Here is a 21,941-nt window from a genome sequence, read left to right on the forward strand (position 1 = left end):
TAAAAAAGCGAAAATGCTGTGATTAGGGGCAACTGGGTCCGATAGCAACTTCTCGCACGCAAAACTACCATCTAATCAAAAACAAAGATGCCCCATTCACCATTTCATGGCTTATGGGGCATCTTCTAGTTATCCTTCCGCTGATTCCTGCTTGGCTTCAGTGGTTTTTTTTCGTTTAAGTTGGCCGTCCGGAAGGTTCCGGCTGCGTATGCCTGTCTTCATCCCGATGATGCTGTAGATGCTGGAAGGCTTCGCCTCAGTGGTAATCATCCCATCTGTCTCCGGCACCAAAATAATACCGAGCTGATGGTGATCCCCATCATAGATCGGGCTTTGAAGGTATTTGCTCTCCCCTTCACGGTTCAGCACCTCCAGCTTGCAGAACGCTGGATTCATGCGCAGCGCCTCATGTAGCTGCGCCGCATCGGTCAACAGGACCCCGTTGACCTTCAGTAAGATCTCGCCGGGCAGGATGCCCAGCTCCTGGCCGGGACTGCCCGGCAGCACGGCCAGCACTTTGCGGCCGCGCGGTGGATGCACGAAGATGGGGCTGATGCTGCGCTCTTCCAGAGCGCTGTACCAGCTTAACCCTTCGTGCAGCACAATAGCTGCGAGCGCCGCGACCAGAGTCAGCGGGCTCCACCAAGCGGCAAGCAGGCTTAAGCCGAGCAGGACGATGCTGTAGATCAGCAGCCGTCCTGCAGTGCGGGCCGCCTTGCGCCCGGGCAGCATGCCCTGTGTCATCTCGCTGAAGCCGATGATGACGGGCAAAGAGACGATGCCAAGGCTGCCGCCGAGCAGCGAGTGCCATGGCAAATCCGTTCCTGCTCCCGATGGGAGCAGCAGGAACAGCGGCAGCGGCCAGAAGGCCTGCAGCTGATAGCCGCCGACGACCATGCCGCGCTTTCCCTTCAGGAAGAGCGGCGTTGCAAGCTTGGCCCCTTGTCTGCGGGCCAGCAGTGCCTCCGCCATGTGCAGCAGCGCAGCTAACACTAGCAAAGCAGGAATATCCATCTCCCGTATGGCGGTGGTAATATTCCCTACCGTTCCACTATCTAAAGCATCTGGAAAGAAAGAAATTACAAACTGAATGATACCTAACAAGCCTATAGAATACGCAAAGCACAAATACCGTACACGCAATAGCGACAACACGAGACTAACTACCCAAATGCAGGCTACAGCGGTACCTGATAATGATATTCCTAGCAGAACGGCTGCTATAGAGACGACCAAACCCATGACTAGACCACTCCATACCGTCCGCCACGTTTCCTGACCCCAGCTATGTAATTTCACATGTATCAGCTTTCGTTCTAATGCCACCTGCCTACGGTAATATAACGCAATAAATATAATAGCAATGTAGTAATACGGCTGGATCAATAAGTGTAAGAACGCAGTGCCCAAGCTTCCTAACAGTTCCTGAATCACATTCAAACTGTTCGTCACACTCCTTTTCGTCCGATGACTGATTTGTATATATTCTAATTCCTCTACGTCGGTTGGCATTTTCTTATCTAAAAGAAAAAAAGAAGGCTGAATTCAGCCTTCTTACTTTTTCGACGCTGCCGCCTTAATTTCCTTCTGAATCTCAGCAATCCCTTTATTCCGTTGGTTGTCGTGAACAGGGTCTTGAATGACCTTGATCAGCGCCGCTTCCAGCGCCTCGGCTGTCTTGGCGTCAATTATGCCTGTGACTTGAAGCTTTGCTGTACTTTGGAACTTCTTCACTGCGTCCTTAGTGCCAGCATCGAAATAGCCATCTTTACGTCCAGGCTTATAACCCAAACCGTCCAGCATCGTCTGTGCACTCTTAACATCAGCGTTGTTCATATTATATTGCAGCGCCACGCTCTTGTTAATTGGAGCCACCGAGAAGTAATCCGGCTGCGCTACCGCGATATCCGGTTTAATGCCCTTACCGTGAATCCATGTGCCGTCTGGCGTAAGCCATTTGGCAATGGTAACTTTCAGCAAGCTGCCGTCTCCAAGCTGTTTGTCAAAGCTCGTCTGCACGGTACCTTTACCGAAAGAATTGTCACCGATCAGCTTAGCTCCTGCCGACTGTTGCAAAGCACCCGCCAATATTTCCGAAGCACTTGCGCTACCTTTATTCATCAGCACGACCACTGGATAAGCTTTACTCGATCCTTTTGAGGTACTAACTTCGCGTTTTTTGTCTTTATATTCTATTTGCACTATAGATTTGCCAGCTGGAACGAATTGCTCTGCCATTTCAATAACAATCGGAAGAACACCACCTGGATCATTACGGACGTCAATAACAAGTCCCTTCATGCCTTGCTTCTCCAGCTTCTCCAGCTCTTCCTTGAATCGTTCTGCGGTATTCAGGGAGAACTGCGTAACCTCGATTACACCCACATTGTCCTTTTCCATGGTAGCGTAGACTGTTTCAAGCTTCACATCATCCCGGGTAAGAACAAATTCGAGTGGCTCTACAGAGCCGGAACGTTGTATTTTCAAAGTGGCCTCACTGCCCTTAGGACCGCGAATCTTGGCAACAGCTGCATTCAGCTCCATGCCTTCCAGCGATTCACCGTTAACGGACAGAATAACATCTTTGGCCTGAATCCCAGCTTTCTCAGCAGGTGAGCCCTTGATCGGAGAGACCACGACTACCTTGCCATTATCCGAAGAGACCTCCGCACCGATACCTGAAAAGGAACCCTCAATACTTTCTTCGAATTTCTCAGCTGTTTCTTTGCCCATATAGTTGGAATAAGGATCGCCCAGCGCTTCCATCATACCGTTGACAGCACCGTCTATCAGCTTCTCCCGATCTACTGTCTCGTAGTAATTGCTCTCAATCAGACTGAGAGCCGTTCCAAGCTTCTGGGATTCCTTCTGCTGAAGGCCAGTAACCTGCAATGCCGAGGCCAGTCCTTCTCCTGCAGCTTGTCCGATAACATGACTATAACCCGTCACGCCCAAGGTCACCAGACTACCGCATAGCAGGGCGGCGATAATCATAAACGCCGCTGTGCTTTTTTTTAACATGATGTTCCCACCGTCCCTTCTTGTCCATCTCGCAAACAACTCCATAAGTCCGTCCTGAAAGGTACGGTATCTCTTCCAGTATATGCCGTACGCTCAAATAATATGAGTTATAAGTTCTTAAAAATTAGAGATAAGGCATCGGATTTACTGTCTTGCCGTCGATCCGAACTTCAAAATGGAGATGGGGGCCCGTCGAATTACCTGTAGAACCGGATTCAGCAATCACATCCCCACGATTGACTCTATCCCCAGGACTAACCTTGATACCACCTTTACGGATATGTCCGTAGAGGGTCCAAACTCCGCCGCCATGATCAATAATTACACAATATCCATAACCGCTATACCATTCAGCTACGATTACCGTTCCCGAATCAGCCGCATGAATATTGGTTCCTTGTGGAACTGCAAAGTCTACCCCGGTGTGTACTTTCCCCTTCTCCCCCGTAATAGGGTGTGTCCGTGGTCCGTAGGAGGAGGAGATTCTTGCCGAGCCTACAGGGAGCAGGAAGGGTCCATCTCCACCAGCATACGCGGTTGAGGAGCTGGAGCTTGAACTGCTGCTTGCCTTGCTGGCTGCGGCTTTCTTGGCAGCTGCTGCTGCCCGGCGTGCCGCTTCTGCTTTGGCGGCTGCTGCTTTGCGCGCTGCTTCCTCAGCTTTAATCTTATCCTTTTGGGTTTCCAAAGCAGAACGTTCGCTTGCCAGCTTAACCAGCTTCTCGTTCTGCTCTTCACTTAGATCATCGCTTTCTTGAATCTGCTTATCATAAAATGCGATAAGCTCCTGCTTCTCCGCTTCCTTCTCTTTCAGCAGGCTTCTCTGATTTTCCAAGGAGGTGTATAACTGCTTGGCTTGAGCATATTGCCCCTCAAGCTCCTGCTTTTTCTCTACAACTGTCTGCTTGTCCAGCTTGTGTTGGACTAACAGCTCCTGATCCTGATCCACAATCATCTTAAGCGAATCGGTGCGGCCCAGAAAATCAGAGAAGCTTGTCGATGAGAGCAAAACATCTAGGTAAGATACCGCTCCATCCGTGTACATCAACCGGACACGGGATCCTAAGAGTTCTTCTCTTGAGGCCACTCGTGCCTCTGCTTCATCCAATTCCGTTGCTGTAACATTAAGAGATTCTTCTGTATCGGAAATTTTGTTAGAGATTTCGGTCATTTTGCCTTTAACTTGATCCACTTGCTGCAATACATATTGTAAATTGATATTTGTCTTATTCTTATAGTGCTGCGCTTCCTGCGTTTGGGACTCCGCTTTCTCTTGCTGCGCCTTAGCTTCCTGCACCTCTTGTTGCAGCTGCTTTAATTGCTTATCGATTTCGGCAACACTTGTTTTTTTGGCATATCCATCAGAGGGTTGGAATATAGTGACAGCTAGTAACATTACGGCTAGTCCGGCGGCAATCTTCTTCAACTCGCACTCCCCATCCTTCACTCTTAAATTAAACTTTCAAAAACTTACGAATAGAAACCGTACTTCCCCAGACGCCGATCAACACACCTAGTCCAACTAACAGACCTACGAGCAGCAGCCAAATATCACTGAAAGGGATCAGCTGCAATCCGAGCATTGGATCTCCCTGTATCGAAGATTCCAAACCCTTGTAGCCGGCATATAAAACACCCGAAGTAATCAATGATCCAATGAGTCCAATTAATGCCCCTTCTATAAAGAAAGGCCAACGAATAAAATAATTTGTCGCGCCTACCAGCTTCATAATCCCAATCTCTTTACGCCGGGCAAGAATCGTTACCCGAATAGTATTGGAGATGAGGAACATAGACATAAGTGCCAGCCCCGCTACAAAAATAAAGCCAATGTTGCGTACGGCACGCGTGATTTTAAACAATGTTTCTATCGAGCCTTTGCCATATTTCACTTTGTAGATAGGCTGTTCAGTATGTGTCTTGTTAAGGGCTTGAATCTTCTCAGCCACAAAAGCAACGGTAGTAGGTTCAATAACTTCTACCTGAAGGGTATCTGGAAGCGGGTTATTGTCTTCATCGAACCCTTCCAGAAGCTCTGCTGCCTCCTCGCCCATATCTGCGCGGAGATCTTTAAGTCCCTGTTCCTTGGAGATGAACGTAATCTTGCTGATCTCCGGCATATTGCCAATTTCAGTCTGCAGGGTCTCACGCATCTTCTGATCTGTATTCAAAGCTAGATGCACTTTGATCTGTACCTGACTGTCTGCCTCATCAGCTACAGAATTTACGTTAAGAACAAGAAGAATAAATACACCTAGAACAAAAAGAGAAACAACAATCGAAGTGATTGAGGCGATCGACATCCAGCCATTACGGAATACGCTTTTGAAGCCTTCCCGCACATGTCGCAAGAAGGTTTTAAAACTCATAACCATATTCCCCTCTCGCTTGGTCTCTGACAATGTTTCCATTCTCAATCGCAAGCACCCGTTTGCGCATTTTGTTCACAATATCTCTGTTATGGGTAGCCATTACAATCGTTGTTCCACGAAAATTAATCTCGTCAAGCAGCTGCATAATGCCCCATGAAGTCTCGGGGTCTAAGTTACCTGTAGGCTCGTCCGCAATAATAACAGAAGGATTATTGACGATAGCCCGTGCAATAGCGATCCGTTGCTGCTCACCACCAGAAAGCTGTGAGGGCTCACGATTCGCTTTACTTCTCAGCCCAACCAAATCAAGAACCTCATTCACACGTTTCTTGATGACTTTTTTCGGCGCTTCAATAACTTCCATAGCAAAAGCTACATTCTCGTATGCCGTCATTCTGGGCAAAAGCCGAAAATCTTGAAATACAACGCCGATATTACGGCGGACATAAGGGATTTTGCGTGGTTTTAGCTTTCCTATATTGAAACCTCCCACCGAAATCTGTCCTTTGGTAGGCACTTCTTCTCTATAAATCAATTTCATAAAAGTAGATTTACCCGCGCCGGAAGGGCCGACAACGTACACGAATTCATTGCGGTCGATTTTCACTGAAACTCCTTGCAGTGCGTGAGTTCCGTTAGGGTACGTTTTCCATACATCTTGCATTTCAATCATTTTCTCACTTCCCAATTATGACATTTTCCACTTGTGCGAATCGACATTGTCCACCTCAAGTTTCCATAAACTTCAATATTTCCGCAATGTATCTATTGTAACAAATCTGTAACTGATTGAGTACCCCGTAACTGCACGACTATTCGAAAGTTTTGTAGTGACTGGACATATACATATAAAAAAGCACCTAGCGGTGCCTGTTATCAGATGTCCTAACTCCCTTTATTAGAGACTACTTATTTCTTACTAATTTATTATCGGTATCCCACGAAGTGTTCTTTAAGTTCTGTTACAGGGCCGCGCCTGCTTAACGCAATCCAAATCCCCAAAAGGAGATTAATCATGAAAAAAATCCATGCTGCCCTCATAGTGGTCATCGCACTCGTCCTTATCGGCTCCTGTATTTACGGAGGGCTTCATCTATATGGCAGCAAAACCACGCTTCCAAAGGGTACAACCCTTGCCGGCTGGCAGGTCGGAGGCATGACCCTCACCGAGGTCCGCTCCCAGCTGGATAAACGGCTACATGCCCTCGAATCCGTCCCTCTAGTACTAAAAGTGGAAGGCAATGCAGATTTACCCCTAACTCTTAGTAAGACTGGATTGAGCTATGAAGCCTCTGCTTTTCAGCAGGGCTTAAAAGAGCTTGCCGAAGGAACGCTTTGGGAGCGGGTAAAGGCACGCTATAACTTTCCTCAGCTGTGGAGGCTTGAAACCCATCTGGAAATCGCACAATTTCAAAAGATTCTAAGTCCCACTTGGGAGAAGGAGTCCTTTGGTGAACCAGTGGACGCTACACGACGAATTACAGGCGATGACCGAATCGTATATACTTCTGAGAAAACTTCCCTGGAGGTTGATTGGACAGCTCTGGAGACTTCCTTAGGAGCAGCTGCCCCCACCAACTTTAATCATCTGAATGCCCTGCTGGAGAAGGGAATCACGATGGAGGTCCCTTTGTTAATCCTGCAGCCTGACATAACTTTAAAGAAATTAAAGGAACAAGGTATCGAGCGAAAAGTAATGCAGTTCAGCACCTCTCTAGGTGCAAGTGGACCTGGACGAAGCTACAACGTGGAAGCTGCTGCCAAAGCTGTGGATGGAACCATTCTCCCGCCTGGAGCCGTCTTTGATTATGGAAAAGCTATAGAAAAAGCAAAGGTGAATTACGGCTTCCGTGAAGCGCCGGTGATTGTGAACGGCAAACTGCAAGCAGGTGTTGGTGGAGGGATCTGCCAAGTGTCGAGCACTCTTTACAATGCCGCACTGCGTATAGGGCTAGAAATTGTGGAACGCCGTAATCATTCCTTGCCCGTCAACTACTTGCCCAAAGGTCAGGACGCAACATTCGCTGAAGGTTATATCAACTTTCGTTTTCGCAATACGACTGGCAAATATCTCATAATTAAAGCAGCTGTGCAGGGTAAATCACTGACCATAAAGCTGTTCGGCACGTTTCCGCAAAATGTCACTTACAAAGTTCATTCAAAAACAGTAGAGGTACTCCCACCAGTCGATAAATACGTAAACGATTCTTCACTGCCTCGTGGCAGCTCACGCGTTATTCAAAATGGGAAAACCGGATATATTGTTGAAACCTACATTACAAAGTATGTTGACGGTAAATCCACTGAGGTGAATAAACTGTCCCGCGACGTATATTACGCACAAAAACGATTAATCGCCATTAATCGTGGAGGCGTGAGCAAATCCATAATCCCGGATGTCCCCCGAAAGCAGCTGGTGGAGGACGGCGTCCGCAGTGAATAGCTAACAACAAATAACCGGTCAGAGCCCCTAAGGTCTGATCGGTTATTTTTTCCAGCCATCTATTTTACCTGTAGCTTACGTTACCCGGCTTTGAAATTTACGATTCAGGGGTACATTAGAAGTAGACCCATAATCAGAAAGGATGAACATCCTATGACAACAGCTCTTGTAAATGATCTTACTGGTATTGTCCGCAGTGCTCCTGCTATTTTTGCCTCACGCACTTGCAGAGAAGCCCTTCGCGTCATGTTTCAGCATCCAGAATCCAAATGTATCGTCGTCTGCAATGCTATGAATGAACCCCTCGGATTGTTGATGAGCGAACGTTTCTTTTTGAAAGCTACAGGAAGATCGGGAGTAGACCTGTTCTACAGAGAACCTGCCATGAAGCTTATGAACAAAACCCCGCTCATTCTTGACATTTCCACTCCACTCGATATGGTATTGAGCCTCGCTATGAACCGCCCAGATCCTATGAAAAATGATTGTGTCATTATCACTCGCAAAGGTAAATTCGCTGGTGTTGCATATACCTCTGACCTTATCCGCGCCCAAGCGTAGAACCTCATTACCTTTCCTCTTCTACCCTAAACCTTCCTCAAAAAAGAATATCCGGTGACGTATCAATTCTCCAGTATCCATTCACCTTTTTCAGCTTCACATACACCGACTCACTGCCTTCCTGCCCGCTCGAATAAGGAACTGTTAAGTCAAATTCAGCGGTTGTTGCAGTTTTGGAGAGCATTCGGGCGGTGGCTTTTTCAAACATTAATGAGTTTCCAAGATCCGCATTCACCTGTGACATTCTACCTTCATGCTCCAAAAATTGAGTCTGCACATAATAAGCTGCTGCATTATGCGTGTAGGCTTTTTTTATGTAATTCATCAGCTTCGCCTTTGTCCCAATATCATTGGAAAGGTAACGGTACTCTTGCGCTTTATACATGAAGGTTTCCATCGGGAAAAAGTTGCCCCCGCGGCTAGTATAGAAATAGATTGCTCTGGCATGTACAACAAGCGGTACAACACTTTTTACCGTCAAATTGTTTATGGTAGCTGGACCTTCTTTTCCTGTACCAATCACAGCCACATTTTTTATTGCCGAGCTTCCCACTGATGATGAAGCTGCCATAACTCCGCTACCTGCTGATAAAAGGCCTAAGGAAAGGGCCAACGAACCAAGCATCCATTTTTTGTTCATCTGAAGTTCCTCCTCTTTCATCTAAAAAATACAGGCGATCGCCACTGTTTCAGCTTATGCACCCCGCAAGCTAAAATACCCAATAAACAGAGGAATGAAAACGTATTACAACTCTTTTGGAAATATAAAAAACTCCACCCTCCTGATTCACAGGAAAAGCGGAGTAATATAATTAAATAAAGTAGTACTAGAACCCTAATTGGATGCTGCTGCGGTGGCCTCATAATACGCTGTAAAAGCTACGTTAGCAGTCAAAATACTCTCCGTATTGTTCTTAGTACGATCCTCGTAGGATTGCTGAAAATTGAAAGAGTCCACATTCACAATACGAGGTAAGGCTTGTAGTTCATCCATCCATTGCCGTATCCCCGAATATGTCCCCTCCACCACTGCAGTCATTTTGATCTGTTTGACCGTCGGGAATGACACCTCAGCTGAACCTGTCATTTGCTGAATCGGATTAGCCTCATCCAAAACAAAACTAAGATCCTTTAGCCGCGCTTGTGAGGACGTGCTAACCTCCCGCAAATCAACAATCAGACCTTCGCTGTCATCGCCCTTTGGGAGTTCCCCCAGTAATTCCTTCTGTTCTAGATCTCCCTCATTGCCGCTGCCCTTCAGCTCATTGATTTTGGTTTGGAGCATTTCTGCTTCCTTTTCCAACTGACTGATCTCGCTGCTCTGTGCGGAAATTTCCTTAGTAGTCGGCTGAACACCCAGCATATAGAATGCAAACAATATCAGGAATAGAATTAACACCCCTAGTACGATGGGAGAGCGATATTTATTGATCTGTTCCATCGCTGCTCACCTCCCCTTGGCTGGCATCCGTTTCACTGTTTTGCTGCTTAGCCGCTGCTAAGTTCACTTTATAAATAGCCGTATACGTATTGTATGAAATGGCATCGGCGGCACCTTCAGTAAGCTTTTGAATAGAGGCATCGGCCGTAAAAGACATTTGGCGAAGTTGTCTTAAATAGTTGGAAGCATCCTCCATAGTGGATACATTTACAGTCAGATCTATAGATGTCCGGTAGGTATAGTTAATATCACGGATTAGTGCCTCCTTAGGCAATCCTTCCACTAATTCGTCCAAGATAGGGACTGCAATCACCTTATTGTCCTGAAGCACTGTGATGGCTGCTTTCCGATCTAGCTGTCCAGGTCCGCTGTTCTTAAGCTTCGCGAGCTCTACTTGGAGCATTAAACTGCGATCCTGCAGGCCTTGCAGCTCTTCTTTACCATTAGAAATTTGACCCTTATTGGCCGAAAAATAAATCCCCGTTCCGATCATCCCCAGCAGCCAGATCGCTACAAGCCCCATCGTGACATAAGGAAATAGCAACGTCTCTCGATCTTCTCTCGGCAATAGATCAATCGTATCCGTGTTGATGCTATTTTTTAGAGCGGTCCCGGCAGCTACACGGTAATCATTTAGATCAGGGTCAGAAACAGCAGCACTAGCCATCTGTTCCAGACTTATTGGTGTTATTTCAAGTTCAGCTAGGGACTGCTGGAGCTCCAGGTCCAGTTGTTTACGAATCGAGGGAGTGCCCGTAATCACTAAATTGTTGATACGAGTGGAACCGTCATGCAAGCTGTATTGATAAAAGCTGAGCATACGGGAGATTTCCGCAGTGATTTCCACCATTTGCTCGGGTGATAAATGTTCTTCCACAGCGACAGCTGTTTCTGCCAAGGTTTCACTGTCTGACAAAAGATCCATTCCCGCTAAATTTCTTCCTTTATGTAGATCAAGTAAGTTTATCGTACGAATGAAGACCGGATTCCCGTTTCTGAACATATAAATGTCCATTACCGATGGCTCCATATTAATCAGCATCGTCTCCGCAAAGCTCTCCCCGTGCCCAGTGGTTATAGCACGCGCTAAGGCGGTTGCCGAAATTTCGACACTACTTATCCGAAGACCCGCCCGCTCCAGAATTTCTACGTAATCCTGAATCGATTTTCGCGGAGCAGCAAATACGAGCAGGTGACTTTGCTCCTCATCCACTTCGAGCGTTACATAGTCGTAGACAGGATTTTCAAAAGGTAAATGCAGTCCCGTCTCCACTTCCAGCTTCACGAGTTGTTCTACCTGTTTGTCATTGGTACTAGGAATACTCATTTTACGGATAATGATCTGCGAAGGTGGAATGGACAAAGAAACCTTACTTCCCCTTAACCCTTCCTTCTTCACCCACTGCCTTACCCGATCATAAAGCGCCTCGCTATCCGCCACCTGATTCTCAATGATCATGCCTGGAAGGAGCGGGAGAAACCGTTTTTTACGGACTTCCCATGACTGTTTATTCTTAAAACTAATATAACGGATTCCGGCAGCTTCAATTGAAAGTCCGGCCACTTTGGGGCCTAATCCAAGCATGTGATCGATGTCCTCCTATCCGATGAGCGAGAGATACGCGCCGATGATGTGTGAACCATATCCAAAACTAATTAAAGCTCCTATAGCTAACCATGGGCCGAAGGGTACCGGCTGTTTACGTTTGATTACACCGAGCAGCATCAGCAGTCCGCCCACCACGCTCCCAAGCAGACAAGCCACAAAAAAGGCCAAAATCACATTCAGAAAGCCAATCACCAAGCCCAGCAGCGCAAATAACTTCACATCTCCAGCCCCCATGCCACCTAATAGAACAAAAGGGATAAGGCCCCCTCCCCCAAGCACAGCTCCTAGCAGATGATGCCATATCGGTCCTTCTGGAAATAGTAGTACAAGAATCAGCAGCAGCGGTAAAAAAAACAACAATACCTTGTTGGGAATCAGCATGTACTTCAAATCCGCAACCGTCACGATAACCGCTAAACTCACAAGAATGAACCCGATGATTCCCTTACCCGTCAGACCAAATTGCAAATACACCCATAAAAAAAGCAAACCCGTTGCCGCTTCTCCAAGCGGGTATAATGGCGAAATCCTTGTGCCGCAGTATCGGCACTTGCCTCCTGACAGCAGGTAGCTTACCACCGGAAGCAAATCCCGCGCTTTCAGCCGCGTATTGCAGTTCGGGCAATGTGACGGCGGATTAAGCAAGGATTCCTTGGCCGGCACCCGCAGCGCTACTACGTTATAGAAGGAGCCTAGAACCAGGCCCAGTAATGTGATGTAACTTGCGATAAATATCGTCATGGCTGTCCTCTGTTAGCTTCTGGATTTTAAAAAAGGAATCGGGAAGTCCGATTCCTTGAAAGTCTAATTCATTTTATTTTTTTGATTTCTCAGATTTGAGAACATCGGCAACAACAAAAGTATGATCTACCGCTGCTGGGGCAGTCCCTCCTGATGGAGTACTACCAGTTGTACTTAGAGAAAGAGCTGTTAATGCGCCATCGGTAAAGGTAACTGTGCCTGCGGTAATTGTATGTTTATTGCTGGGCAACAACAGATTAGGCTCAAGATAATGACCTGCTATTAATTCTGCAACTGTAACATTAACTGCAGTACCAGTTGTCGTAGTGTCAGAGTCGAATGCTCCATTTAACTCGGAAGTAATATACATACGAGTTGCATCATAAACTTGACGAGCAGTAGCAACATCAGCATCCTCTTTTGTGTTATTAATTATTCCACCAATCATCGGAATTGCAATAACCGCAATAATCCCCAAAATAACAATAACCGCCAGCAACTCAATCAGCGTAAACCCCTTTTGATTTTCCTCTTTGCTTAATCTTCTTTTAATCGCTTGTGCTAACATTTGATTTCCCCCTCTAAGTGGTGTGTGATGATAAGACCTATATCCTTTATTTCAGTGAATCCAGCATCAGCTTTCTTGTGCTTACGGAAACAGCTCGTCCATCGTCGTCTAATCGCCAGCGTAAGTTCGTGGATCTTGCCCCGCCTCCCCGGCGTCACCCCTCTCAATATATACAAGGAACCAAGAGGTTCACATATTACCGTACAGACTGAACATAGGCAGCATAATGGCTGCTACAATGACACCTACAACAGCGGCTAGAAAAGCGATCAATAGTGGTTCAAGCAGCGATTTCAGACGGTCGACGGTATTCTCCACGTCCATCTCATAAAAATCAGCTACCTTAGACAACATCGTGTCGAGCGCCCCTGTCTCTTCGCCAATCGCTATCATCTGCGTAACTAGTGGCGGAAAGACCCAAGCTTTTTTTAGCGGCTCAGATAGTGGATTACCTTGTCTCAGCGAATCCCCTGCACTACGGATGAATTTCCCGATGACCTTATTTCCTGCTACCTCCTCAACAATCACCAAGGACTGTAGGATCGGTACAGAGCTGGCATAAAGAGAAGAAAAAGTACGCGTAAACTGAGCAATCGAGCCTTTTTGATTCAGCTTACCGAACACAGGTATCTTAAGCTTGGCATAATCCAGAGCGTAAGCACCCTTTTCCGTACGTTTTGTAATCTGAAAAGCTATCACTAGGAGAAGTACTCCGAGTATCCAGAAATACCATTGACCTTGAATGCTTTTGCTAAGTGCCAAGACCATCTGTGTAATTGCCGGAAGCTCGGCATCCATCGATTCAAACATCGTTACAAACTGTGGCACAATCGCCCAAAGTAGATAGATAACCGCGGCAATCGCCATAACCCCTACGGTAATCGGGTACGTAAGCGCTGATTTTATCTTCTCTGTCGTGGTGTGCTGTTTCTCAAAAAACATAGCCAACCTGTCCAACGTCCCCTCAATATCACCGGATTCCTCACCGGCACGGATCATGCTGACAAATAGCTGCGGGAAGATTTTTTTATGATCCTGAACGGCTTGTGAGAACGATATCCCGCGCATCAGGCTGGAATTAACATCTACTAACGCTTTGCGCAGTGGCTTACTCTCGGTCTGCTCTGCCAAAATACGCGTTGCATCCACAATCGATACCCCCGCCCGCATAAGCGTGGCAAATTGTCTGCAATAAATGATGAAATGAAGCGGCTTAACGGGATTACCAATATAAATGTCCATCGATAAAATTGTGGTTTTGCGTTCAATCAGTGAAAATACCGTAAGTCCCCGCTTGCGTAGCTCCTCCATCGCCGTAGGTTTATCGGTTGCCGTTAGTTTCCCTTTGATAGATTTGCCTGCGGATGTCTTCACCTGATATTCAAAAAGAGGCATCAGCTGCTCACCTCCGCCATAAACGCCTTAGCTGCTGTTGGATCAATAAGCCCCTGCGATAAATAGTCACGGATGCTCATGTCCAAGGTGTGCATGCCTTGTGAGCGTCCCGTTTGCATCACATTTTTGATCTGATGTGTTTTTTCGGTACGAATAAGATTGGCTACGGCTGGTGTATTGATCAAAATTTCCGTAGCGCATAAACGCCCCCGACCTCCAGCCCTTGGGAACAACCGCTGACTGACTACTGCCAGCAGCACTGATGCTAGTTGTGAACGAATCTGTCCCTGCTGATGGCCCGGAAAAGCGTCGATAATTCGGTCAATCGTCTGTGGTGCGTCTGTTGTGTGTAAAGTTGCCATCACAAGATGACCTGTCTCTGCGGCCGTAACCGCTGCTGAAATGGTCTCCAAATCCCGCATCTCACCAACGAGAATGACATCCGGATCCTGACGTAAGGCAGCACGCAATCCATTAGCAAAACTAGCCGTATCACTTCCCACTTCACGTTGATCTACTAGACAGGTTCCATGGTTATGTAGAAATTCTATCGGATCTTCCAACGTCACTATATGCTTGCTCTCCGTCTGGTTAATATAATTCAGCATAGCTGCAAGCGTAGAAGATTTGCCGCTGCCTGTGGGTCCTGTAACCAAAATTAGACCTTGTGGCTTAAGCGACAAAGTAGTTAAAATCGAAGGCATCGACAGCTGTTCCAGACTCGGAATCTCTGCAGGAATGGCCCGGGCGGCGATACTAACCTCGCCCCGCTGACGATAAACGTTCACCCGGAATCTTACCCCACCATCAAGCGGATATGAAAAATCCAATTCGCCCGCATTCCGAAATGCTTCAATTCGTTCACTACCAAGTAGCATTTTGGCCATATCTGCCGCTTCTTCAGCAACCACGGACTCACCCTCAAGCGAGTGCAGCTTTCCATCCATCCGAATAACCGGCGGTGATCCTACGGAAATATGTAAGTCAGAAGCTTTGGAGGAGTAAGCCGTTTGTAATAGTTGTCTAATATCCCGCGTATACGTTGGCATTAGCCGCTCCCCCTAAGTTAGAATGCTAAATCGCTGTTAAACTCTAATGTGAGACCGTCTCGCGCATGACTTCTTGAAGCGTTGTAATTCCTTGACTGACCTTGAGCAGTCCGTCATCCATCAGTTGAACAAGCCCACGCGCTTTACCTGCTGCACGCAGTTCTTCTACTGAGGCAGTGTTTGTAATGAGCTGCCGTAAGTGATCATCAATACTGAGTACTTCATGAATCGCTATTCGTCCACGATAGCCAGAATTGTTACAGCTACCACAGCCGCGTCCACGCTGTAATGCTTCCACAGGTAGTCCTAAGCTACGTAGCATAATTGCTTCCTGTTCAGATGGTTTGTAGGTTTCTTTGCAGTCAGTGCAGATTTTGCGCACCAGCCGCTGTGCTACCACACCAATCAGCGAAGAAGCGATCAAATAAGGTTCTACCCCCATATCCCGCAATCGGGAGACGGAGCTAATCGCATCGTTTGTATGTAAAGTAGACAACACTAGATGACCCGTTAATGAGGCGCGAACAGCAATTTCAGCAGTTTCCGCATCCCGTATTTCACCGACCATTACGATATTCGGATCTTGTCGAAGAATCGAACGCAGCCCAGCTGCAAAGGTTAGTCCAATAGCCGAGTTTACGTGTACTTGATTTACTCCTTCAAGCTGGTATTCCACTGGATCTTCGACTGTGATAATATTTGCGCTTTCTACATTAAGTTGATTTAACGCTGAATATAAAGTTGTTGTTTTTCCGCTGCCTGTAGGTCCCGTGATCAGCAAAATCCCATAAGGACGAGCTATCATCTCCTTAAAAGCTTCTGCATTCCCCTCACTGAATCCCAAAGCATCTACGGATTTGACCCCTGTGCTTAAATCTAGCAGCCGCAACACAATCTTCTCTCCGTGCATCGTTGGTAATGAAGACACACGAATATCTACCATTTTGTAATCGAACTGCATTTTGATCCGCCCGTCCTGCGGCAAACGCCGTTCTGCGATATTCAGGCGGGCCATTATTTTCAGACGGGCGGTGATAAAGCCCTGCATCTGCTTAGGAATAATCCGCTCTGTCCGTAAGGTTCCGTCAATGCGGTAGCGGATGGTTAAATTATTTTCACCTGGGTCCATATGTATATCAGACGCCCGCAGGGCAACTGCCTGCTGAATCATCTGGTTGACTAAACGTACGATTGGGGAGTCCTCATCTGTAATCTCGGTCTCTTCTATTTCTTCCTGTGTCGGGAGTTCTACCAGCATCTGATTCATAGAATCGCGCATGCCATAGTGGCGCGCAATCGCCCGCTGCAGCTCATCTCTCGTAGAAATAGCGGGTTCGATCCGGAAGCCAGTACTCATACGTAAATCTTCTATCGCAAAATAATCCAGCGGGTCCGCCATCGCAACCATCAGCTTACCACCCTCTTTTAAGAATGGAAGCACCTGATATCGCTTAGCCATACTTTCAGGGATAATCTGCGTGATTGCGGGATCTACCTGGTATTTAAATAAACTGACATGCGGGATGCCGAGTTGAAATTCAAGCACTTCAATCAGCTGCTGCTCCGTGATATAACCTTGAGAGATTAGCAGATCGCCGAGCTTACGTTTACTCTTACGCTGTTCCGCGAGAGCCTCAAGCAACTGGTCCTGCGAAATAATATTATTTTCTACCAGCAAGTCGCCCAGTCTCTTTTTCGCGATAGCCAAGTCTATTCATCTCCGTATGCCGTTATTTATGCCGGCTGAAATAATGGATATTTTTTATAGAAATAGAAATCAAACTCCCAGCAAAATTCACTCAAAAACGAAAGATATAATTACCATAAATAGACCTTCCATAAATTTGTCAATTTTGAGTATTTTTCAATCTAACTAGGACTTTAGTTATAATTTAATAGGTATATTTCAATAGATTTATGTTGTCTATCAATGCTGAATGTCCTAGAATGTATATAACATAGATTGGATAATTTTACAACGACACGGAATGAAAAATGCTGTCGGAATCTAGCATATACGAGACGGAATACGACCATATCTGCCAATAGTTAACAATCAGGGAGAGATGACAATGAAACTTGCCAGTAACAAAAAAGTTTTTATTTTTACAGTAACTACCCTGCTTCTCCTTCTGCTTGTTATGCCAATCAAAAATCACTTTATGAATGTCGATGCCAGTTCTAATGAATACCAAATTCGTATGCTGGAGGTTACAGAGAGTGGGGTTAGTGAGCTTGCGTCTCTAAAAACGGGAATATCTAACCTTACCATCGACACGATGAGTATGAAGCGCTTTGTGGCGCTGCGGGATGATCTGGACGGGAGATATGATGCGGTATATATCGGGAAGGGGACTTACAATCCTGCACAGGTAAGTAATCAACAACCCGCCTCGGAGGAAAATAGAGCTAAGGCCCTTAATACCAAAAGTATGAAGAATGACATTACTCATCTGAAGGCTGATCAAATTACGAAGGAATTTATCAACAAGGGATTATATGTTTTTTTTCATAGCCAGCCCTTTAAAGACAAAGATGCAAAACCTCAAACTGAGCAAGGTATACTGTACAGCTCTTTTAACAGTTATCGTCTTTCCACCTCCAACCCAAATGTTAAGTTTGTAGATGACAGTGAACTGGCGGATATTTTTGCCGATTTAAAAAAACAAGACTCCAAATACATAAGCGACTTGAAGAAACGCCCTCGTCTACAAATTACGAATAGAATTCCCAACTATGACCCTAATGCAACTAACAGCAAAATCTATGTTCCTGGGGAGAAGCTTTCTTTTAATTTCAATGTCAACACACCCTCTACACAAAATAGTGCTCCACTCTCAGTCAAACTGTACGTTGGTCTTGATAAATCCATCAAAATGGGAGAAGAACAGGTCGTTGCTGAAACTGAGATTAGTACGTCCAGCGGAACTATTGAATACACTCTGCCAAAAACATACTCTGGGTTGCTCTACTGGAAGCTAGAAGTTAATGATTATCACAGTAGACAATTAAAAGACTTCGACAGCGGTGTAATTCGTTACCGTGGCGAGAAAACCATAGTAAATATTCTTCAGATTATGCCTGACACTCTAACGGAAAGCAGCCTCCTAGACACTAGTAATATGAATCCAAATTTTCTCGATACATCTGACTATAAGCTCGATATAAAAATCAAAACGATGACTGAATTTAAAAAATATGTTGATGACAGCTATGCTGCAACACATAGTTACGGATTAAATGGCACCTATGACATGCTCATCTTTGGATTTGTAGACGAATACTACAAAAAATCTAATTTAAACACTAATGCGATTAACGCTATTACACAATTTACTGGTACTTTCAAGCAAAGCGCCTTGTTCACTCACGATACCATCATTAATTTAGATGCAAATAAAAAGAACTGGATCAATAATTTCATGGGGATTACTGGTCAGGTGAATCCTGAGACCAACTTAGGCCATAATGCCATCAATCTTTCCACCAAGGTTAAGCCGGTGAATGACGGGCTTTTGATGCAATATCCTTTTTATCTAAGCAAGAGGGACGACAGCAACCAGCAAATCGATATTTCCACACCACAAATTGCACCAACACATAACCAGTACTTCACACTTAATCTGGAAGATCCTGAAGTAGTATCTTGGTATAACATTCAAAGTGAAGCATCAGGTACGAGGATAAAACCAAATGGAGAATATAATCAATACCAACGTGATACCGAGGATAGCTGGAATCAATATTACACATATTCCAAAGGAAATATTACCTACTCAGGTACAGGTCACTTTTTTGGAGTAAGTGATATTCCAGCCAATCTAAAGAAATTCCCTGTCTGGGAACAACAATTGTTCGTTAATACTATGTATCGTGCTTTTATTGGTGCCAATCATGCTCCAGAGATTACCGTGCATACGCCGGCTAATGATTCATCGATTCCGTCTTATCAAAAAACTCTCCTTGTCGACTATACAGTAACTGATCTGGACTTTAACGATCGTGATCTAACAACTGAAGTCCGTTTCAAATCAGGGAACACATACTTTCCTATGAATGAAATAAGCAAGATGGACATCAAGTCCGGTCAAAATATATATAGAACAGTTGACAATCCGCTTCCTAACGGAGGTCTACTCGACATCGAAATTAAAGCTTGGGATCAAAATGGGGCGCTCTCAATTAAAACGCTCAGAGTAAATGTCCTGCCGTCGAACACCAATTTGAGTGTAACACGATCTCTCTCTCAGAATGTTGTGAACGGCAAAATAGAAAAGGGAGAACCGGTCACTCTTAGTTATTCCATCACCCCAAAATCTGTACCGTTTGATAAAGTCGGCACGGTCAACCAGACCTCTAACACACAATTAATATCGGATATTGTATTTACCGAGAATCTCCCACCTAACCTGGAGATTTCAGGAGAATTACCAGCCGGTACGATAGTCACTGGAAATGCAACCAGTGGGTTTAGATTGACACGCAATCTAAATAACATAACCTATTCATTGAAAACGGTGAACGGCGCCCAAATCTATAAACCAGACTCTGAACAGCCTATAACGTTCCAAATCACAGTTAAACCGACCGAGACCCAAACCTATATTTTAAATGATTCCAAACTTAGTTATGTCGATATTCATGCCACATTGCCACCTCTGGGAATCTTAGGTAAATACAACGCATTTATCCTTCATGCCACTTCACTTCGTGGAGGCACTATCAAGGGACCACTGGCTTCCGGGGGAACAGTCAACTTCAACAACGCGGGTATTACAGTAAATGAACAATTTAAAGACCAAGTGCCATATGGTATTGTCACGGGCGGAGATGTTTCCCTTCCTGAAGGAACAGTTTACGGAAACCTAATGGTTAAAGGCACCGTTAAAGACCAACGTCCTGGTTCTATCCAAAATGGTACCATCAATTACGGAGAACTTCTCGATTTCAACAAGCAAGAGAGTTATCTCCTTGGACTCTCTGATGCTATTGCCAAGTTGCCTTCCAATGCCACGGCGACTCATGAATACGGAAAACTTACGGTCACAGGTAACTCAGATATCAATATTGTTAATATTTCTAGTTCAGCGTTAAATACGCTTAACAGTTCCGAGCTTAAGGTTCCGCAAGGATCAACGGTAATTGTTAATGTACAACAAGACAGTAACAGTGAACCATTTTTACATTTCCCACTGGGGAGCGACGGTAGCCGTGTGCTATACAACTTCCCTAACGCCAAGCCTTTGCTAATTTCCCAAGCCAACGTATACGGAACCATTCTGGCACCACGATCTACTATAAACTTTGATGGAGGACAGGTGTATGGAACAATCATTGGAGCTTCAATGAATATGAGTAGTGCCACTTTATACCATTTCCCTTTTACCGGTAGCCTACCAGCGGAAATCTATCCGCTACCTGTTCCAATCCCAACAGATCCTTCATCGACTAATTTAGCGCGGACTACGGTTTCGTTTGAGACTTTAACTTTTACAGCCGAATATAAAATTAAAACCCTGCAATTGGATGACAAAGCTATTTATGTAGGAGATAAGATTCGACTAATTCCAATAGTTACGCCTTCTGATTTAAGTAATTCTGCATTCCTCTGGACAACTAGTAATGCTTCAGTTGTACAAATAGACTCCAGCAGTGGCGATATTATCGGGTTGGCCAAAGGAACAGCACAAGTCACTGTTAAGGCTCTTGATGGTAGCGAAGTTACTGGTACTGCATTCATAACTGTAGAAGAACGTAATTCTCGTTCTCTATCAATTAAAGGATATGAAACAGCGAGAATCTATGAATCCATTACGTTAAGTGCCTCGTACGTCCAAGACAGTAAAGAACCTGAGACCAACATAACCTATATCTGGTCCGTTAAAAACATTACCTCTGGGGCAAGCACTGCTGTAATTAATACCAATCCAGAGTATCCCGGTGATGATACCGAAAAGATTTTCAGTGCGACGCAGTCAGGAACTTACCTAGTAAGTCTTACTGTAAATTCAAGTAACCCGGTTCCAATTACCCAAGATAAAACCATAACAGTTACTAACCCACTAACCTCATTGTCGATTACAGGTCCAACAACGGTATTGATAGGAGGACAAATCGACCTAAGCGCAAGTAGAAATCCTACGGATGCTGATCCAGCAACGCTAAGATGGAGATTCGTGAAATCAACGGATAAAAATATTACGGATGACACTATTACGAATGATCATATTGCTACTCTTACGCCTTCTAGTGATGGCTCGACCGCTAAATTGACGGCTGGTGATACCGCTAAAGAAGGACTGCTGATTGAGGTTTCATTCAAAGATATGACTTCAACACACGAGGTTAACATCGTTGATGCTTTGAAAGGGTTACGATTTAAAGAACAGTCCATTACTATTGAAGTGGGCCATACTTTCCCGTTAACCAATATTTTATGGGCATTCCCTACCTCCATCTCGATCGAGCAAATCAAAGGTAACTTAAGTTGGGTAAGCGACAATTCTGGAATCGCCAGTGTCGATAATGGAACCAATATTGATAGCAGAGGAATTGTTACAGGTGTCAAAAAGGGATCAACCACCATTACAGTTACTTATACCGGAAGCACAGGCACAACAGCAGAAGCAGATATTACAGTTAAGGTTGTAGCACCCCAGAATGACGATCGTTACTAATCTTTACATTTAAAAATAAGAAACTTCCAACGAAAAAAAGGGTATCCCTAAGCACTCGCTTAAGGAT

At 45.3% G+C, this 21,941-nt stretch carries 16 protein-coding genes; 3 read left to right on the forward strand and 13 right to left on the reverse strand.

The window, feature by feature from the left end; genetic code table 11:
- Positions 1-129: 129 nt before the first annotated feature.
- The 5 genes from MKY54_RS28565 to ftsE all read right to left on the reverse strand — a co-directional run bounded on the left by MKY54_RS28565 (position 130) and on the right by ftsE (position 6,063).
- Positions 130-1,104, reverse strand: coding sequence for a PDZ domain-containing protein (locus tag MKY54_RS28565; RefSeq protein WP_339188701.1), 975 nt, complete (start codon positions 1,102-1,104; stop codon positions 130-132).
- A gap of 450 nt (positions 1,105-1,554) precedes the next feature.
- Positions 1,555-3,021: a S41 family peptidase gene (locus MKY54_RS28570; RefSeq protein ID WP_076123824.1), complete on the reverse strand. Its 1,467-nt coding sequence runs from the start codon at positions 3,019-3,021 to the stop codon at positions 1,555-1,557.
- A 124-nt stretch (positions 3,022-3,145) separates the two neighbouring features.
- Entirely contained in the window at positions 3,146-4,444 is a 1,299-nt protein-coding gene (locus MKY54_RS28575) for a peptidoglycan DD-metalloendopeptidase family protein (protein WP_076123826.1), read from the reverse strand.
- Between the two features lie 28 nt (positions 4,445-4,472).
- Positions 4,473-5,387: a permease-like cell division protein FtsX gene (gene ftsX, locus MKY54_RS28580; protein WP_076123828.1), complete on the reverse strand. Its 915-nt coding sequence runs from the start codon at positions 5,385-5,387 to the stop codon at positions 4,473-4,475.
- A complete protein-coding gene (gene ftsE / locus MKY54_RS28585; protein WP_036678556.1) occupies positions 5,377-6,063 on the reverse strand; it encodes a cell division ATP-binding protein FtsE in 687 nt (228 codons plus the stop codon). Before ftsE ends, ftsX begins: the two co-directional genes overlap by 11 nt.
- A gap of 342 nt (positions 6,064-6,405) precedes the next feature.
- On the opposite strand from ftsE, the gene MKY54_RS28590 reads away from it, so the two are divergent.
- Positions 6,406-7,833, forward strand: coding sequence for a VanW family protein (locus tag MKY54_RS28590; protein ID WP_339188703.1), 1,428 nt, complete (start codon positions 6,406-6,408; stop codon positions 7,831-7,833).
- Between the two features lie 153 nt (positions 7,834-7,986).
- Positions 7,987-8,394 carry a CBS domain-containing protein gene (locus tag MKY54_RS28595; RefSeq protein ID WP_076123832.1) on the forward strand — a complete coding sequence of 136 codons (408 nt, stop codon included), beginning with the start codon at positions 7,987-7,989 and terminating at the stop codon, positions 8,392-8,394.
- A gap of 37 nt (positions 8,395-8,431) precedes the next feature.
- Here the strand turns inward: MKY54_RS28595 and MKY54_RS28600 are convergent, their stop codons facing one another.
- From MKY54_RS28600 to MKY54_RS28635, 8 genes are all read right to left on the reverse strand, one after another.
- Positions 8,432-9,034, reverse strand: a complete 603-nt coding sequence (locus MKY54_RS28600) for a DL-endopeptidase inhibitor IseA family protein (RefSeq protein ID WP_051491029.1) — start codon at positions 9,032-9,034, stop codon at positions 8,432-8,434.
- A gap of 195 nt (positions 9,035-9,229) precedes the next feature.
- Positions 9,230-9,835, reverse strand: a complete 606-nt coding sequence (pilO, locus tag MKY54_RS28605) for a type 4a pilus biogenesis protein PilO (RefSeq protein WP_339188706.1) — start codon at positions 9,833-9,835, stop codon at positions 9,230-9,232.
- Positions 9,819-11,420 (reverse strand): pilus assembly protein PilM, encoded by a 1,602-nt coding sequence (gene pilM / locus MKY54_RS28610; protein ID WP_339188709.1) that lies wholly within the window; start codon positions 11,418-11,420, stop codon positions 9,819-9,821. The genes pilO and pilM overlap by 17 nt, the downstream gene beginning before the upstream one ends.
- Positions 11,421-11,435: 15 nt before the next feature.
- Positions 11,436-12,185, reverse strand: a complete 750-nt coding sequence (locus MKY54_RS28615; protein ID WP_339188711.1) for a prepilin peptidase — start codon at positions 12,183-12,185, stop codon at positions 11,436-11,438.
- 73 nt (positions 12,186-12,258) lie between these two features.
- A complete protein-coding gene (locus MKY54_RS28620; protein WP_312148767.1) occupies positions 12,259-12,753 on the reverse strand; it encodes a type II secretion system protein in 495 nt (164 codons plus the stop codon).
- Between the two features lie 189 nt (positions 12,754-12,942).
- Positions 12,943-14,148, reverse strand: coding sequence for a type II secretion system F family protein (locus MKY54_RS28625; protein ID WP_036678542.1), 1,206 nt, complete (start codon positions 14,146-14,148; stop codon positions 12,943-12,945).
- Positions 14,148-15,197: a type IV pilus twitching motility protein PilT gene (locus MKY54_RS28630; RefSeq protein ID WP_312148768.1), complete on the reverse strand. Its 1,050-nt coding sequence runs from the start codon at positions 15,195-15,197 to the stop codon at positions 14,148-14,150. The genes MKY54_RS28625 and MKY54_RS28630 overlap by 1 nt, the downstream gene beginning before the upstream one ends.
- A gap of 43 nt (positions 15,198-15,240) precedes the next feature.
- A complete protein-coding gene (locus MKY54_RS28635) occupies positions 15,241-16,905 on the reverse strand; it encodes an ATPase, T2SS/T4P/T4SS family (protein ID WP_339188716.1) in 1,665 nt (554 codons plus the stop codon).
- 364 nt (positions 16,906-17,269) lie between these two features.
- On the opposite strand from MKY54_RS28635, the gene MKY54_RS28640 reads away from it, so the two are divergent.
- Positions 17,270-21,874 carry a DUF5057 domain-containing protein gene (locus MKY54_RS28640; protein WP_339188717.1) on the forward strand — a complete coding sequence of 1,535 codons (4,605 nt, stop codon included), beginning with the start codon at positions 17,270-17,272 and terminating at the stop codon, positions 21,872-21,874.
- Positions 21,875-21,941 lie beyond the last annotated feature (67 nt).

Source organism: Paenibacillus sp. FSL P2-0121, assembly GCF_037975345.1.
Lineage (GTDB): Bacteria > Bacillota > Bacilli > Paenibacillales > Paenibacillaceae > Paenibacillus_AQ > Paenibacillus_AQ odorifer.